The organism is Pseudomonas sp. NPDC090755 (assembly GCF_044769005.1).
In the GTDB taxonomy this organism is placed as follows: domain Bacteria; phylum Pseudomonadota; class Gammaproteobacteria; order Pseudomonadales; family Pseudomonadaceae; genus Aquipseudomonas.
In genome coordinates, this window is record NZ_JBIVXC010000005.1 from 51,171 (window position 1) to 67,059 (window position 15,889).

The window sequence follows — 15,889 nt, forward strand, 5'->3', positions numbered from 1 at the left end:
CGCCATGCCCGAACGTTTGCTGGCCGCGCCCGGAATCCGTATCAGCCTCGCCGAGCTGATCGAGATGCGTCACCGCGTGCGCGAAGTGCAGCTGTTTTCCCGGCCCGGCCAGCGCAGCCCGCTGGTCGGCCTGCACCATTCGAAATTGCGCGGCCGTGGCGTGGACTTCGACCAGGTGCGGGTCTACCAGGCCGGCGACGATGTGCGCAACATCGACTGGCGGGTGACCGCCCGCACCCAGGAGCCCCACACCAAGCTCTTCCACGAAGAACGCGAGCGGCCGATCTACATCCTCGTCGAACAGAGCCAGCGCCTGTTCTTCGGCTCGGGGCTGATGTTCAAATCGGTGCTCGCCGCCCAGGCCGCCGCCCTGATCGGCTGGGCGGCCTTGGGCCACAACGACCGTATCGGTGGCCTGGTGTTCGGTGACAACGAGCACTACGAAATCAAGCCGCGACGCAGCAAGCAGAGCCTGCTCCAGTTGCTCAACCGCCTGGCCCGGGTCAACCAGTCGCTGCACACCGAGGCCCAGCCCCAGGCCGACAGCCTGGGCCTGGCCCTGCGCCGGGCCCGTGAAGTGCTGCGTCCGGGCAGCCTGGCCATCATCATCTGCGACGAGCGCGCCCTGAGCCCGAGCGTGGAGCAGCAACTGAGCCTGCTGTCGCGCCATTGCGACCTGCTCCTGCTGCCGCTGTCCGACCCGCTCGACCACGCCCTGCCCGCCGCCGGCCTGCTGCGTTTTGCCCAGCGCGGGGCACAGCTGGAGCTCGACACCCTCGACCCGACCCTGCGCCAGAGCTACCGTCAACAGAGCGATGCGCGCATCGAGCGCTGGGAGCTGCTGGCGCAAAAACTGCGGGTGGTGCTGATGCCCTTGAGCACCCAGAGCGAAATGATCGAACAACTGCGCGAATACCTGAACACACAACGACCGGGGAAAACCCAGTGAACCCGCTGGAGCAATTGCAGCCCTTGATCACCCCGCCGCCGATCGGCTGGTGGCCGCTGGCGCCCGGTTGGTGGGTGCTGCTGGCCTTGTTGCCATTGCTCGGCTGGGGCCTGTGGCGAGTGCGGCGCTGGCGCCCGGGCAAAAAGCCGATCGTGCGTGCCGAACTGCCCCTGGACCCGGTTCGCCTCGCGGCCCTGGCCGAACTTGCACGCTTGCACAAACCCTACGACGGCGAACCGGCCGGCGCCTGGCTGCAGCAGATCAATGCCCTGCTCAAGCGTCTGTGCCGCAACCACTACCCCGGCAGCCACAGCCATACCCTCAACGGTCGCCAGTGGCTGGCCTTTCTCGACAACCGCTGCCCGGCCGCCGGCCTGACCCGCTGGATGGTCCTGGTCGAAGGCGCCTACAAGCCCGAGTGCAAGCTCGACGACAAGGCCATCGCCGGGCTCAACCAGGCGGTCGAAACCTGGATCCGCAAACATGTTTGAACTGGCCTGGCCCTGGGTCTTCGTCCTGTTGCCGCTGCCCTGGCTGGCGCGCCTGCTGCTGCCGGCCGCCGACAGTGGCGAGCCGGTGCTCAAGGTCAGCTTCCTCGACGAACTCGAAGGCCTGGCCGGGCGCCGGGCGCGCCTGAACCTGCCGACCTGGCGCCAGCAGGCGCCCTTCGCGCTGGTCTGGCTGTTGCTGCTGTTCGCCGCCGCCCGCCCGCAATGGCTGGGCGAGCCGCTGCCGGTGGCCGCCAGCGGCCGTGACCTGCTGGTGGCGGTGGATGTCTCCGGTTCCATGGACTTCCCCGACATGCAATGGCAGGACGAAGAGGTCAGCCGCCTGAGCCTGGTCAAGGCCCTGCTCGGTGATTTCCTCGAGGCTCGCCAGGGCGACCGCGTCGGCCTGATCCTATTCGGCAGCCAGGCCTACCTGCAGGCGCCGCTGACCTTTGACCGGCGCACCGTGCGCACCTACCTCGATGAAGCGCAGATCGGCATCGCCGGCAAGAATACCGCCATCGGCGACGCCATCGGCCTGGCACTCAAGCGCCTGCGCCAGCGTCCGTCCCAGAGCCGGGTGCTGGTGCTGGTGACCGACGGCGCCAACAACGGCGGGCAGATCCACCCGCTGACGGCCGCACGCCTGGCCGCCCAGGAAAATGTCCGGATCTACACCATCGGCATCGGCGCCGACCCGGAACAAAGCGGCACCGCCGGCCTGCTGGGGCTCAACCCGAGCCTGGACCTGGACGAAGCCTCGCTCAAGGAGATCGCCGAACAGACCGGGGGCGCCTATTTCCGCGCCCGTGACGGCGAGGAACTGCGCGCCATCGACCAGGCCCTCGACCGCCTGGAGCCGGTGGCCCAGCAACCGACCCAGGCACGCACCGCCCAGGCCCTGTACAGCTGGCCCCTGGCCCTGGCGCTGCTGTTGAGCGTGCTGCTGGTGATCCAGGAACAATGGCCGGACAACCCGATGCGCCGCCTGCTGCGCCGGCCCCGCTTTCTCAGCCCCCATCCGGAGTGGCGCGAGCGGCTCAAGCGCCTGCGCCTGAGGAGACGTCGATGATCGACCTCTGGCCGCAATGGCTGCGCCTTGTCTGGCTGATCGTCCTGCCGCCGTTGGCCTGGCTGTTGTGGAAACTCTGGCACCGGCAGAAACGCGCCGGGCGCTGGCAGATGATCCTGCCACCGAGCTTTCACGCCGTGCTGCTGGGCGGCGGCAGTGGTCGCGACAGCAAACTGCCGTGGATCGCCCTGGGCCTGGCCTGGCTGCTCACCGTGCTGGCCCTGCTCGGGCCCAGTTGGCAGCGCCTGGAAGAAACCCGCCAACGCCCGGCCGACCCGCTGGTGATCCTGCTCGAACTCACCCCGCAGATGCTCGCCGAGGACGCCGCGCCCAACCGCCTGGAACAGGCCCGACGCAAAGTCCTCGACCTGCTCGAACATCGCCGCGACAGCCAGACCGCGATCATCGTCTATGCCGGCAGCGCCCACACCCTGGTGCCGCTGTCGGACGACCTGGCCACCAGCCGCAACCTGCTCGAAGCCCTGACCCCGTCGATCATGCCCCAGCCCGGCCAACGCGCCGACCTGGCGGTGCGCAAGGGCCTGGCACTGCTGGCCCAGGCCGGGCTCGGCCAGGGCCGCTTGTTGTTGGTCGGCTCGTCCTTGAGCCGCGAGGAACGCGACGGCATCAAGCAGGCCCTGGGTCGCCAGGGGCCGAGCCTGCTGATGCTGGGCATCGGCAGCGCCGAGGGCGCGCCGGTCAAGCAGGCCAATGGCGAATTCCTCAAGGACGACCAGGGCGGCATTCTCCTGCCGCGTCTGGACAGCGCCAGTCTCAAGAGTTTCGTTGGCAGCACCGGTGGCCGCTACCGCAATGCCCGCATCGACGACCTGGACCTGCGCGGCCTGCGCCTGTTCGACTCGCCCAAAAGCCTGCGCGACGATGGCCAGACCGTGCAACTGGACAGCTGGGCCGACGAGGGTTACTGGTTGCTGCTGCCGCTGTTGCTGCTGGCCGCCTGCGCCGGCCGGCGTGGCTGGCTGTTCTGCCTGCCGCTGTTGCTGGTGTTGCCGCAACCAGGCCATGCCTTCGAGCTCGATGACCTGTGGCTGCGTCCCGATCAACAGGGCCAGCGCCTGCTCGAACGACAGCTTCCCGCCCAAGCCGCGCAGCGCTTCCAGGACCGCCAGTGGAAAGGCATCGCCCTGTACGAGGCCGGTGACTACAACGGTGCCGCGCGCCTGTTCGCCCAGGGCAACAGCGCAGCCGACCACTACAATCGCGGTAACGCCCTGGCCCGCAGCGGCGAGCTGGAGGCGGCGCTGGATGCCTACGAGCAAGCCCTGGAGCGCCAGCCGGAACTGCAACCGGCACTCACCAACAAAGCGCTGGTCGAACAGCTGCTGCAACAGCGCCAGGCCCAGCAAGCCGAGCAGGCTGCCCAGGACAAACCACAGGACAGTCCCGACACCCAGACCGACAGCGCCAGCAGCGCCGAGCAGGCCCAGCAACAGGCCAACGAAAAGCCCGCGCAGCCAACCAGCGACAGCGACAAGGACGACAACAGCGCCAGTGAACAGGCCCAGCAGCTGGCCGGCAATGACGAGGACGAATCGATCACCCGCCCGCCCCAGCGCCCACTTGAAAGCACCCTGGATGCCGAACAGCGCCAGGCGCTGGAACAATGGCTGCGGCAGATTCCGGACAACCCGTCGGAACTGCTGCGGCGCAAATTCTGGTATGAACAGCAACAACATCAGGAACCCCATCAATGAGTCGCTTCTGCGTCTTCGTATTCAGCCTCCTGCTTTGCCTGCAGGTACAGGCCGCCGCGCTGCTCGCCAGTGTCGACCGCACCCGCCTGAATGCCGGTGAAACCCTGGAGCTGACCCTGCAGACCCAGGACCTGACCCAGTTCGGCAAACCGGACCTGAGCCCGCTGCAGGCCGATTTCGAGGTGCAAGGCACGCGTCAGGTCAACAGCCTGAACAACCTGGGCGACCCGTCGGTCGCCGGCACCCGCTGGATCATTACCCTGCTGCCGCGCCAGACCGGCAGCGTGGAGATTCCGGCGCTGCAACTGGGCGAGCTGCGCAGCGAGCCGATCAGCCTGCAGATCCTGGCCGAGCAGGCCGCCAGCGAGAACCATGGCCCGGTGTTCGTCGACGCAAGCCTCGACCAGCCCGAGGTCTATGTGCAGGCCCAGGCGGTGCTGACCCTGAGCATCTACCATTCGGTACCGCTGTACGACGACAGCAGCCTGAGCCCACTGCAGATCGACAACGCCAGGGTCGAGCCTTTGGGCGAATCGCGGACCTTCGAGAAAGTGATCGATGGCGTGCGCCATGGCGTGATCGAAATGCGCTATGCGATCTATCCGCAGAACAGCGGCGACCTGACCATCCCGGCCCTGACCTTCAGCGCCACCGCCGCCCAGAATGACGCCGAGCAGGAGCTCAATGCGCCCCGGGTGGGCAAACAGGTACGGGTCAGCTCCACACCGCTGGTGCTGACGGTCAACCCCATCCCTGCCGCCTACCCGGCCAATGCGCCGTGGTTGCCGACCAGCAACCTGACCCTGGAAGAACACTGGAGCCCCGATCCCGACCAGCAGCAAGTGCAGATCGGCGACTCCCTGACCCGCACCGTGATTCTCCAGACCGAGGGGCTGTCCAGCGCCCAGCTTCCGCCGTTGCCGGCCACCGAAGTCAAGGGCCTGCGCCGCTACCCGGACCAGCCGCAACTGCGCAACCAGGTCAATGACCGCGGCCTGCTCGGTGTGCGCGAGGAACGTGAAGCCCTGGTCCCGACCCACAGCGGCCGCCTCGAATTGCCTGCCCAGGAAGTCTTCTGGTGGAACACCCGTGAAGACCACCTGGAGCACAGCAGCCTGCCGGCGCGCAGCCTGCAGATCCAGGACAACCCGGCCCTGAGCGCCGACAAGCCGGTCAGCAGCGATCCGCTCGGCGTCGACACCCGTGCGCTGTGGCCCTGGCAACTGAGCACCCTGGTGCTGGCCCTGACCACCGTGCTGGGCTTTGCCCTGTGGTGGCGCGCCCGTTCGCAGCCGGCGGTGTTGCGCGCCGCGCAGGCCGGCCCGAGCCCGCGTACCCTGCTGGACGACCTCAAGCGTGCGTGCCAGGCCAATGACCCACAGGCCACCCGCCAGGCCCTGGACGCCTGGGCCCGCCAGCAACCGGAAACCCTGGCCGACATGGCCGCCCGCTTCGTGCCGCTGTCCGATGCACTGGACGGTCTCAACGGTGCCCTCTACAGCGAAACCGGGCAATATTGGCAGGGTGATGAACTCTGGCGTGCCATCGGCACCATCCCGGCGGCTGAACAGATCCAGCCGACCACGAGTGATAATGGCAGCCTGCCACCGCTGTACCCCAAATAACCTCCAGGCGTGACGCCACGGGCGTTGCGCCGGCAATCTGCGGAACCCTTCATGCGTCTGTTTCACACCTCCGACTGGCACCTGGGACAAACCCTGCATGGCCAGGAACGCGACTTCGAACACGCCTGCTTCCTCGACTGGCTGCTCGGCCAGCTCAAGCTGCGCCAGCCCGACGCGCTGCTGATCGCCGGCGACATCTTCGACACGGTCAACCCGCCGGTCAAAGCCCAGGAGCGCCTCTACGACTTCATCGTCCAGGCCCACGAGCAGCAACCCAAGCTGAATATCGTGATGATTGCCGGCAACCATGATTCCGGCTCGCGCATCGAGCTGCCGGCCCCCCTGATGCGGCGCCTGCGCACCCATGCCCTGGGTCGGGTGCAATGGCTCGACGAGGGCGTGCTGGACAGCGAGCGCCTGTTGATCCCATTGACCAACGCCCGCGGCAAGGTCGCCGCCTGGTGCCTGGCCTTGCCTTTCCTGCGCCCTGCCGAAGTGACCGGCCCGCACCTGGGCGACGATTACCTGCGCGGTATCGGCCAAGTGCACGAACGCCTGATCGAAGCCGCGCTCGAGCGGCGCAAGCCAGGCCAGGCGCTGATCGCCGTCAGCCACGCGCACATGGCCGGCGGCTCGATCTCGCAAGACTCCGAGCGCAGCCTGATCATCGGCAACGCCGAGGCCCTGCCCGCCAGCCTGTTCAGCAAGGACATCAGCTACGTGGCCCTGGGTCACCTGCACAAGCCGCAGCGGGTCAACCGCGAAGAACGTATCCGCTACAGTGGCTCGCCGATTCCGCTGTCGTTCTCGGAGATCGGTTACCCGCACCAGATCCTCGAAATCGAACTGGACGGCGCCAAGCTTGCCAGCGTCGAATCGCGCCTGGTGCCCCGTGCCGTGGCCCTGCAGCGCCTGGGCCCGGCACCGCTGGCCGAAATTCTTGAACAACTGGCCGAGCTGCCGGTGGTCGATCTGCTCGAAGACCCGCAGCGCCAACCCTGGCTGGAAGTGCGGGTACGCCTGGATGAGCCGCAGCCGGACCTGCGCCAGCAGCTGGAGAGCGCCCTGCACGGCAAGGCCGTGCGCCTGGTGCGCATCGGCGCCGAATATGCCGGCAACCGCAGCGATGAGGCGCTGGATGACAGCGCCCTGGTCGAACTGGGCCAGATGACCCCGCACGAACTGTTCAGCCGCGCCTGGACCCAGGCCTATGGCGGTGCCGTGGACGAACAGACCCTGGCCGATTTCGCCCTGCTGTTGCAGGACGTCCAGCAGGAAGAGGAACAGCCATGAAGATTCTCGCCATCCGCCTGAAGAACCTGGCATCCCTGGCCGGCCCGTTCGAAATCGACTTCACCGCCGAGCCCCTGGCCAGCGCCGGCCTGTTCGCCATCACCGGCCCCACCGGCGCGGGCAAAAGTACGCTGCTCGATGCCCTGTGCCTGGCGCTGTTCGGGACGGTACCGCGGCTGAACAACATCGGCCGGGAAACCAAACTGCCGGAGGTCGACAGCGACATCCTCACCAGCGACCCGCGCACCCTGTTGCGCCGTGGCACCGGCAGCGGCTTCGCCGAGGTCGACTTCGTCGGCATCGATGGTCGCCGCTACCGGGCGCGCTGGGAAACAAACCGCGCCCGCGACAAGGCCAACGGCAAGCTGCAGGGCAGCCGCCAGAGCCTGCATGACCTGGACAGCGATCAACTGCTGAGCAACCAGAGCAAGGGCGAATACAAGCAACTGATCGAAGCGCGCCTGGGCCTGAACTTCGAGCAATTCACCCGCGCCGTGCTGCTGGCCCAGAGCGAGTTCAGCGCCTTTCTCAAGGCCGACGACAAGGACCGCAGCGAACTGCTGGAAAAGCTCACCAATACGGCGATCTACAGCCAGTTGGGGCGCCGCGCCTACAGCAAGAGCAAGGAAGCCGAAGAGGCGCACAAGGCCCTGCAGGACCAGGCCGCCGGGGTCATGCCGTTGTCCGAGGAGGCCCGTGCCGACCTCGACCAGCGCTACAACCAGGCCCAGGAACGACTCAAGGGTGAGCAGGCGCAATTGCGCCAGCTCGAACTGCAACGCGCCTGGCTGACGGAGCTGCAACAACTGCAGGAGCAGGTTCGCCTCAGCAATGACCAATTGCACAGCGCCCGGCAGCACAGCGACAGCTTGCAGGGCGAACGCCTGAACCTGGTGCGCCTGGAACAACTGGCGCCGCAACGGCACCAGTTCGCCCGCCAGCAGGCCTTGAACAGCCAGCTCACACCGCTGGCCGCCAGCATCCAGGCCCAGCGCCAGCAGCATGAAGCACTGCAAGCGCGGCAACAGCAGCTGCAGACCGCACAACAACATGCCCAGCAAGCCCTGGCCGAGGCCCTGAGCCGCCAGAGCGAAAGCGCGCCACTGCTGCGCCAGGCCTTCGCCGAGCAGAACAGCCTGGCGCGCCTGTCCCAGGAACTGGCCAGCTGCGCGTCACTCAAGCAACAGGCCGATGAGGCCTGCAGCGAAGGCCAGCAGCAGCTGGCGAGCCTCACCGAACAACAGCGCCTCACCGAAGAACGCCTGGTCCAGATCAGTGAGCAGCTCGCCCAGAGTGCAACCCTGGCCAGCCTCGGCGATGCCTGGAACGCCTACCGCGATCGCCTGCAACAGCTGATGCAGCTGGGCAATCGCCTCAATCAGGGCCGTGCAGAACTGCCGGGGTTGCAGGCGCGTGCCCACCAGGCAAGCGCCGCCCTGGACGAACAACGCGCCGCCATCGCCCTGCTCTACCACGAAGCCCAGGCCGAGCCCGACGCCCTGGCCGAACAGATCGGCCTGCTCGGCGAGCTGCTGCACAAAAACCGCCAGCAACAACGCCAGGTGGAAGAACTCAGTCGCCTTTGGCACCAGCAACAGGACCTGGCGCAACGCCTCGCCGCCCTGCGCGAACGCCAGCAGGATGCGCTCAAGCAGCGCGAACAACTGATCAGCGAAGGCCTCAGTGGCAAAAATCAGCTGGCCGCTGCCGAACAAGCGCTGAACCTCACCCGGCAACTGCTCGAACGCCAGCGCCTGGCCCGCAGCCAGAGCGTCGAAGAATTGCGCGCACAGTTGCAGGACGACCAGCCGTGCCCTGTGTGCGGCAGCCAGGATCATCCCTATCACCAGCCCGAAGCCTTGCTGCAGAGCCTGGGGCGTCATGACCAGGACGAAGAGCGCAATGCCCAGGAGCAGGTCGACGGGCTGAAGAAACAGCTCGACGAACTGCGCACGCAACTGGGTGGCGTCAACGGCCAGATCAAGGAGTACCTGCACCAGCAGGAGCAATTGGGCGAGCAACTGCAGGGCCTTGCCCCAAGCCTGCAAGCCCATCCGCTCTATCCGTCACTGGCCGGCCAGGACAGCAGCCAGCAAGCCGGCTGGCTCGACCTTCAGGCACGACGACTGAGCGACGACATCAGCCGCGACGAACAACGCCAGAATGCCCTGCTGACCCTGCAAAAAGACGCCGCGCGCCTGCAACAGCAACTGCAGGCCGCGATCGACGCCAGCCAGCAGGCCAACCAGCACCTGAGCCAGCAACAACAAGCCCTGGCCAGCGACGAAGAGCGTCTGGAACAGGACCTGGCAAGCTTCGCCAGCCTGCTGCCGGCCGACCTGCTCGACGACCTGCGGCGCGAACCGGCCGCCACCTTCATGCGCCTGGACCAGAAACTGAGCCAGCGCATGGACCTGCTGCAACGGCACAAGGACGAACAGCTCGAACACACTGAGCGCCAGCAGACCCTGGACAAGGTCCAGCTACAGCAACAGGCCCGAGGGCAAAAGCAGCAGGAACTGCAACAGCAATACGCCGAACTTGAGCACCAGCACCAGGGCAGCCAGGCCAGTCTTACCGGCCTGATCGGCGAGCACGCCAGTGCCGAGCAGTGGCAGCAGCACCTGGAGCAGGCCGTGGAACAGGCCCGCCAGCAAGAGACCCAGGCTGCCCGGCAGTTGCAGGACACCCAGGCACAACTGATCGAACTGGCAACCGACCTCAAGGCCAGGGACGAGCGTTTGAGCGCGCTTGAACAGGAACACGGCGAAGTTCGCACACAGATCGAACAGTGGCGCCAGGGTCACCCTGAGCTGGATGACAGCGGCCTTGAACAATTGCTGGCCCTGGACGACAACGCCGTCGCCCAGCTGCGCCAACGCCTGCTGGACAGCGAAAAAGCCCTGGAGCAAGCACAGGTCCTGCTCACCGAGCGCCAGCAACGCCTGGACCAGCACCAGGCCCTGGCCTCCCTCGAATTGCCTGCCGACGCTCTGGAACAGGCGCTTGAGACCCTGCAAGGTCAACTCGCCACCTGCGAGCAGCAGTGCGCCGAACTGCGTGCCGAGCAGGCCGATGACCAGCGCCGCCAGCAGGCCAACCAGGCCCTGGCCGAACGGATTGCCCAGGCCTACAGCGAATGGCAGCGCTGGGCCCGGCTCAATGCCCTGATCGGTTCGGCCACCGGCGACACCTTCCGCAAGATCGCCCAGGGCTACAACCTCGACCTGCTGGTGCACCACGCCAACGCCCAGTTGCGCCAACTGGCCCGCCGCTATCGCCTCAAGCGCGGCGGCAGCCTGCTCGGCCTGCTGGTGCTGGACACCGAGATGGGCGATGAGCTGCGTTCAGTGCATTCGCTGTCCGGAGGCGAGACCTTCCTGGTGTCCCTGGCCCTGGCCCTGGGCCTGGCGTCCATGGCTTCGAGCACCCTGCGCATCGAGTCGCTGTTCATTGACGAAGGCTTCGGCAGCCTCGATCCGGAATCGCTGCAACTGGCCATGGATGCCCTGGATGGCCTGCAGGCCCAGGGCCGCAAGGTGGCGGTGATTTCCCATGTGCAGGAAATGCACGAACGCATTCCGGTACAGATCCAGGTGCGTCGCCAGGGTAACGGCTTGAGCAGCGTGGAGGTCAGTGGATGATTCTCTACTCGTTTCGTCGTTGCCCCTGGGCCATGCGCGCGCGCCTTGCCCTGCGCTATGCCGAGTGCCCCGTCGAGATCCTGGAAGTCAGCCTCAAGGCCAAGCCGGCTGAACTGCTGGCGCTCTCGCCCAAGGGCACGGTGCCGGTGTTGAGTGCCGGTGACACCGTGCTCGATGAAAGCCTGGACATCATGCGCTGGGCCCTGGCCCGGCATGACCCGCAAGACTGGTTGCTGCATGCCGCCCCAGTGGCGGCGCAGGCGGCCGACGCCCTGATCGCGCGCAATGACCGCGACTTCAAGGCCCAGGTCAACCTGTACAAGTACGCCGAACGTTATCCGGAGTATTCACGCCAAGCCTACCGCCAGCAGGCAGAACCCTGGCTGGCGGAGCTGGAGGCGCTACTGACGCAGCATACCTACCTGCTCGCCGATCATCCGAGCCTGGCCGATGCGGCCTTGCTGCCGTTGATGCGCCAGTTCGCCGGGGTCGAACCGCAATGGTTCGCCGAGGCGCCCTATCCGCGGCTGCGCAACTGGCTGCAGGGCTGGCTGGAGTCGGCGCTGTTCAAGGCGATCATGGCACGCTGATGGATAAAAACTGTGGGAGCTGCAGGAGCAACTGTCTTTGTGGGAGCTGGCGAAGCCAGCGATGAGGCCGGCACTGACAGCCTAGGACTGGCGAATGCTGCGCATTCGATCGCAGGCTTCGCCAGCTCCCACAGTCATGCAGTCATAGCAAGTACATATCACAGCGCCAGGATCGGCGACGAATAAAGAAACAGCAGTACCGCCATGAGACGCCAGGCCATGCTTGATCCCCTGATCGAGAAGAGTCAAAAAATTAGCGTCAAATTCAATCACATGGCGATATGCTATTACCAGCATTTTCAGCGCTGCGACTTGTGGTCCAGCGCGGCATAGAAGTTGGCACTCTGTTGCAGGTATTTCTGGGTGTAGCTCAGGGTAGAGGATTTGCGCTCGCTGGTTTCAACCTGAGCGTGGGCAGGCAGGACAACCGAAGCAGAAATGGCAGAAGCGGCGATGACCGGGAAGAGATTGAAGTTCATGGCGCTGACCTCGAAGTCTGTGGTTTGAAGTGGCCGTTGTCGGCCGTGGTCCAAACTTACGCCGCCGTTGCGGCGCACAGAAATTCATTGCAGCAGTAGCCATTATCACGGCTATTGATGATGGTCAGTCGATGAACTTCAAATCCGATGGCGCATCCTGAGGCAGCTTCTGTACGGTCTCACCGAGCATGCCGCTGCGTGGATCACGACGGATCACCACGATCTCGTTGCTCTTCTGATTGGCCACCAGCAGGAACTTGCCGGACGGATCGATGGTGAACTCCCGCGGGTGATCGCCCTCGACGCTGCGCTGCTGCACCTTCATCAGCTTGCCGCTGTCATCGTCCACGGCAAACACCAGGACCTCGTTGGCGGTGCCGCGGTTGCTGACATACAGGAAACGCCCATCGGCAGACAGGTGCAAGGCCCCAGCCGCCTTGGCCGCCGCATCGTTCTGCTCGGTCAGCGGCAAGCGCTGGCGTTCGCTCAGTTTGCCGTCCTCGTGCGCGAAGACGACCACCTGCGCGCTCATTTCCAGGGTCAGGTAGGCCTGCTTGCCATCGCTGCTGAACACCAGGTGGCGCGGCCCGCTGCCCGGTGGCAGGTCAACGGACGGGGGTTGTGCCGGGCTCAACGGGTGTTTGGGGCTGGCACCGTCGTAGCGATAGACGAATACCTTGTCGGCACCCAAGTCGCTGGCGAAGACATAATGCCCATCGGGTGAAGACACCACCGAATGCACGTGAGGACCGGCCTGGCGTTGCGGGTTGACGCCGCTGGCGGTGTGCCGGTCCTGTTGCACCGAGGCCTGCAATTTGCCGAACTTGTCCACCGGCAGCACGCTCAGGCTGCCACCTGGCTGCGGCTGCACGCCATAGTTGGCGACGAACAGGTAGCGCTGGTCATGGCTGAGGCTGGCATGGGTCGGCTCATCGCCGGCGGTGGCGACCTGATTGAGCGGCTTGAGCGTACCGTCCTTGGCGCTGATGGCAAAGCTACTGGCCTGGCCCTTGCCCGCACCGTTCTCGTTGACTGCGAATAGCTGGCGCTGGTCCACCGACAGGGTCAACCAGGACGGGTTTTCGCTCTTGAGCACCTGCAACGGGGTGACCTGGATCTGGCCGCTGTCGCTGTTGAACGCGTAACGATAGAGCCCTTCGCTGGCGCCATCGGTGTAGCTGCCCACCAGCAATTGCGCGCCGTGGGCGGTGGCAAACACACTCATGGCACTAGCGATCAGCAGACTCGTCAGTTGGCGCTTCATCGTCATCCTCGTCTGGGGCGCGAAATGCACTCATACAGACTAGTCGATGCTCGCCGCTGTCGGCAGCGATCAACCAGTCCTCGCCCTCGGCTCGGGCGGCGGCGATCTGATCGGGGGTGAAGGACCACTTCTTCAGGGTCCGGCCATCCATGGACTCGATGTACAGGCCGGTGTCGTCGAAGATGAAGTCGAAGGCGTGCAGGCCATCGACCAGGAGCATGTCGCAGAACTGCAGGGCTTGGGAAAGGGTTGTCATTGCGTGGGAATCGTCAGGTAAAGGAAACATGATACCTGAAAGCTTCGCGGGGCAAGCCCGCTCCTACAGAGCCTGTAGGAGCGGGCTTGCCCCGCGATACAAACGACGCGATCGATCAGTGAGCGAAGATCGAACCACCCTCCTTGCCCACCATCTTCTCCGGTTTGATCAGGAACCGCGCCAGTGCCGGCAGCAGCCACAGGGCCCCGAACATGTTCCACAGCAGCATGAAGGTCAGCATCAGGCCCATGTCGGCCTGGAACTTGATCGCCGAGAAGATCCAGGTGCACACGCCGATGGCCAGGCACAGGCCGGTGAACAGCACCGCCTTGCCGGTGGACTTGAGCGTCTGGTAGTAGGCCTCCTGCAACGGCAGGCCGGCACGCAGGAAGCTTTCCAGGCGGCTGTAGATGTAGATACCGTAATCCACGCCGATGCCCACGCCCAACGCCACCACCGGCAGTGTCGCCACCTTGACGCCGATGCCCATGAAGGCCATCAGGGCGTTGCCCAGCACCGAGGTCAGCACCAGCGGCAGGACGATACACAGGGTCGCGGCAAAGGAGCGGAAGGTGATCATGCACATCACCGCCACGCAGATGTACACCAGGATCAGGATGGTCAGCTCGGCCGACTTGATCACTTCGTTGGTGGCCGCCTCGATACCGGCGTTACCCGCCGCCAGGAGGAACTCCAGGCCTTCCTTGTTGTGGGTGTCGGCAAACTCCTGAACCGCCTTGACCGCACGATCGAGGGTCTCGGCCTTGTGGTCGTTGAGGAAGACCAGCACCGGCGCCAGCGAGCAGTCGGCGTTGTACAGGCCATCGGCACGGGCGATCGAGCTGTTGAGTACATCCGGGTTGCGCGACAGGCTTTCCCATTTCAGGTTGCCTTCGTTCATGCCCTTGATCATCTGCTTGGACACAGTGACCAGGGAAATCGCCGACTGCACGCCCGGGGTATTCTCCATCTTCCACATCAACTCGTCGATCGGCGCCATGGTCGAGTGGACCGAGCACTGCTCGCTCGGGGTCTTGACCATCACCACCAGCACGTCGGAACTGGTCGAGTAGTTGTTGATGATGAAGCTGTTGTCCTGGTTGTAGCGCGAGTCCGGACGCAGCTCCGGCGCGCCCTGATCGAGGTCGCCGATCTTCAGGTTCTGGCTGTACCAGAGGCCGCCGCCGAAGGCCAGCAAGGCCAGGACGATGGACACCGGTGCCACCTTGGCGCTGGCGAAGTTGGACAGCAGGCGCCAGAACGGATGCTCGCGGGTTGCATCCTTCTTGCTGCGCTCGATGGCCTTCTTGCTGATGCCGACATAGGAAATCGCCACCGGCAGCAGGATCAGGTTGGTGAACACGATCACCGCCACACCGATGGACGCACCGATGGCCAGCTCGCGGATCACGCCGATGTCGATGATCAGCAGGGTGATAAAGCCCACGGCATCGGCGAGGATGGCGATCATCCCTGGCAGGAACAGCTGACGGAAGGTACGCCGCGCCGCAGTCAGGGCGTTGTCGGCGTCGCTCGATTGCAAGGCGATACCGTTGATCTTCTGCACGCCATGGGAAATACCGATGGCGAAAATCAGGAACGGCACCAGCATCGAGTACGGATCAAGCCCGAAGCCCACTGCATGCATCAGCCCCAGTTGCCAGACCACCGCCACCAGGGTGGTGATCAGTACGGCGATGGTGCTGCGGATACACCAGGTGAACCAGTACAGCAGGATCCAGGTGATCACCAAGGCGATACCGAAGAACATCGCCACCATGATCAGGCCGTCGATCAGGTCGCCGACCTTCTTGGCGAAGCCGACGATGTGCACCTTCACATTGGGGTTCTGGGCCTGGAACTTTTCGCGGATCTTCTCTTCCAGCTGGTGCGAGAACTGCTGGTAGTCGAGCTTGATCAGCTTGCCCTGGTCCTGCGGGTCCGGGTAGGACTCCAGCAGCGGCACGTCGATGATGCTCGATTTGAAGTTGTTGGCCACCAGGCGCCCGACCTGCCCCGACTTGAGCACGTTGTTGCGCAACTGGTCGAGGCTGTCGGCGGAGCCGTCATAGGTATTGGGGATCACCTCGCCACCGGCGAAACCTTCTTCGGTCACCTCGGTCCAGCGCACGCTGGGGCTCCACAGCGACTTCAGGCCCGAGCGGTCGACACCGGGAATGTAGAACACCTCGTCGTGGACCTGACGCAGGGTCTCCATGTACGCCTTGCTGAAGATGTCGCCATCGGTGGCTTCCACCGAAATGCGCACGGTGTTGCCGAGGTTGGCCAGGTCATTGCGGTGTTCGAGCATCTTCTCGATGAAGGGGTGCTCGAGCGGGATCATTTTCTCGAAGCTGGTCGAAGGACGGATCTGCGTGGCCTGCCAGAACAGGAACACACTGACCAGCAGGCAGATGAGGATCACCACCGGGCGGTTATTGAAAATCAGGCGCTCGAGCAGCGTCGCCTTGTCCTGATGGTGGTGCTGCTGCTGATTCATGCTGAACTGCTCCT

The 15,889-nt window shown here is 65.1% G+C and carries 12 protein-coding genes; 8 read left to right on the forward strand and 4 right to left on the reverse strand.

The annotated features are described in order from the left end of the window. Nucleotides 1–4 precede the first annotated feature (4 nt). Genes ACIQUS_RS10015 through ACIQUS_RS10050 form a run of 8 tightly spaced genes read left to right on the forward strand, consistent with a single transcriptional unit; the run spans nucleotide 5 to nucleotide 11,376 of the window. Nucleotides 5–949 carry a DUF58 domain-containing protein gene (locus tag ACIQUS_RS10015; protein ID WP_403046213.1) on the forward strand — a complete coding sequence of 315 codons (945 nt, stop codon included), beginning with the start codon at nucleotides 5–7 and terminating at the stop codon, nucleotides 947–949. Next, the gene (locus ACIQUS_RS10020) at nucleotides 946–1,440 is read left to right on the forward strand and encodes a DUF4381 domain-containing protein (protein WP_403046215.1); all 495 of its coding nucleotides are present in this window, start codon (nucleotides 946–948) and stop codon (nucleotides 1,438–1,440) included. Before ACIQUS_RS10015 ends, ACIQUS_RS10020 begins: the two co-directional genes overlap by 4 nt. Next, complete coding sequence (locus tag ACIQUS_RS10025; RefSeq protein ID WP_403046218.1) at nucleotides 1,433–2,509, forward strand: vWA domain-containing protein; 1,077 nt, start codon at nucleotides 1,433–1,435, stop codon at nucleotides 2,507–2,509. The genes ACIQUS_RS10020 and ACIQUS_RS10025 overlap by 8 nt, the downstream gene beginning before the upstream one ends. Next, nucleotides 2,506–4,224, forward strand: a complete 1,719-nt coding sequence (locus tag ACIQUS_RS10030) for a VWA domain-containing protein (RefSeq protein ID WP_403046221.1) — start codon at nucleotides 2,506–2,508, stop codon at nucleotides 4,222–4,224. The genes ACIQUS_RS10025 and ACIQUS_RS10030 overlap by 4 nt, the downstream gene beginning before the upstream one ends. Beyond that, a complete protein-coding gene (locus ACIQUS_RS10035; RefSeq protein WP_403046223.1) occupies nucleotides 4,221–5,849 on the forward strand; it encodes a BatD family protein in 1,629 nt (542 codons plus the stop codon). The genes ACIQUS_RS10030 and ACIQUS_RS10035 overlap by 4 nt, the downstream gene beginning before the upstream one ends. Before the next feature lie 51 nt (nucleotides 5,850–5,900). Beyond that, nucleotides 5,901–7,142 carry an exonuclease SbcCD subunit D C-terminal domain-containing protein gene (locus ACIQUS_RS10040; protein ID WP_403046226.1) on the forward strand — a complete coding sequence of 414 codons (1,242 nt, stop codon included), beginning with the start codon at nucleotides 5,901–5,903 and terminating at the stop codon, nucleotides 7,140–7,142. Further along, nucleotides 7,139–10,786 carry an AAA family ATPase gene (locus tag ACIQUS_RS10045; protein ID WP_403046229.1) on the forward strand — a complete coding sequence of 1,216 codons (3,648 nt, stop codon included), beginning with the start codon at nucleotides 7,139–7,141 and terminating at the stop codon, nucleotides 10,784–10,786. Before ACIQUS_RS10040 ends, ACIQUS_RS10045 begins: the two co-directional genes overlap by 4 nt. Continuing rightward, nucleotides 10,783–11,376, forward strand: coding sequence for a glutathione S-transferase (locus ACIQUS_RS10050; RefSeq protein WP_403046232.1), 594 nt, complete (start codon nucleotides 10,783–10,785; stop codon nucleotides 11,374–11,376). The genes ACIQUS_RS10045 and ACIQUS_RS10050 overlap by 4 nt, the downstream gene beginning before the upstream one ends. A 299-nt stretch (nucleotides 11,377–11,675) precedes the next feature. Here ACIQUS_RS10050 and ACIQUS_RS10055 read toward each other — a convergent pair whose 3' ends face one another. The 4 genes from ACIQUS_RS10055 to ACIQUS_RS10070 all read right to left on the reverse strand — a co-directional run bounded on the left by ACIQUS_RS10055 (nucleotide 11,676) and on the right by ACIQUS_RS10070 (nucleotide 15,875). After that, nucleotides 11,676–11,855, reverse strand: coding sequence for a hypothetical protein (locus ACIQUS_RS10055; protein ID WP_403046234.1), 180 nt, complete (start codon nucleotides 11,853–11,855; stop codon nucleotides 11,676–11,678). 124 nt (nucleotides 11,856–11,979) lie between these two features. Beyond that, nucleotides 11,980–13,119, reverse strand: a complete 1,140-nt coding sequence (locus tag ACIQUS_RS10060) for a lactonase family protein (RefSeq protein WP_403046237.1) — start codon at nucleotides 13,117–13,119, stop codon at nucleotides 11,980–11,982. After that, nucleotides 13,085–13,375, reverse strand: coding sequence for a DUF5629 family protein (locus tag ACIQUS_RS10065; RefSeq protein WP_403046240.1), 291 nt, complete (start codon nucleotides 13,373–13,375; stop codon nucleotides 13,085–13,087). Before ACIQUS_RS10065 ends, ACIQUS_RS10060 begins: the two co-directional genes overlap by 35 nt. Nucleotides 13,376–13,490: 115 nt before the next feature. Continuing rightward, nucleotides 13,491–15,875 carry an RND family transporter gene (locus ACIQUS_RS10070; protein WP_403046790.1) on the reverse strand — a complete coding sequence of 795 codons (2,385 nt, stop codon included), beginning with the start codon at nucleotides 15,873–15,875 and terminating at the stop codon, nucleotides 13,491–13,493. Between the last annotated feature and the right edge of the window lie 14 nt (nucleotides 15,876–15,889).

Coding starts and splice junctions, on each gene's coding strand:
- ACIQUS_RS10015 (WP_403046213.1), top strand. CDS start 5: ATGCCCGAACGTTTGCTGGCCGCGCCCGGAATCCGTATCAGCCTCGCC.
- ACIQUS_RS10070 (WP_403046790.1), bottom strand. CDS start 15,875: ATGAATCAGCAGCAGCACCACCATCAGGACAAGGCGACGCTGCTCGAG.
- ACIQUS_RS10045 (WP_403046229.1), top strand. CDS start 7,139: ATGAAGATTCTCGCCATCCGCCTGAAGAACCTGGCATCCCTGGCCGGC.
- ACIQUS_RS10055 (WP_403046234.1), bottom strand. CDS start 11,855: ATGAACTTCAATCTCTTCCCGGTCATCGCCGCTTCTGCCATTTCTGCT.
- ACIQUS_RS10040 (WP_403046226.1), top strand. CDS start 5,901: ATGCGTCTGTTTCACACCTCCGACTGGCACCTGGGACAAACCCTGCAT.
- ACIQUS_RS10050 (WP_403046232.1), top strand. CDS start 10,783: ATGATTCTCTACTCGTTTCGTCGTTGCCCCTGGGCCATGCGCGCGCGC.
- ACIQUS_RS10065 (WP_403046240.1), bottom strand. CDS start 13,375: ATGACAACCCTTTCCCAAGCCCTGCAGTTCTGCGACATGCTCCTGGTC.
- ACIQUS_RS10030 (WP_403046221.1), top strand. CDS start 2,506: ATGATCGACCTCTGGCCGCAATGGCTGCGCCTTGTCTGGCTGATCGTC.
- ACIQUS_RS10060 (WP_403046237.1), bottom strand. CDS start 13,119: ATGAAGCGCCAACTGACGAGTCTGCTGATCGCTAGTGCCATGAGTGTG.
- ACIQUS_RS10035 (WP_403046223.1), top strand. CDS start 4,221: ATGAGTCGCTTCTGCGTCTTCGTATTCAGCCTCCTGCTTTGCCTGCAG.
- ACIQUS_RS10025 (WP_403046218.1), top strand. CDS start 1,433: ATGTTTGAACTGGCCTGGCCCTGGGTCTTCGTCCTGTTGCCGCTGCCC.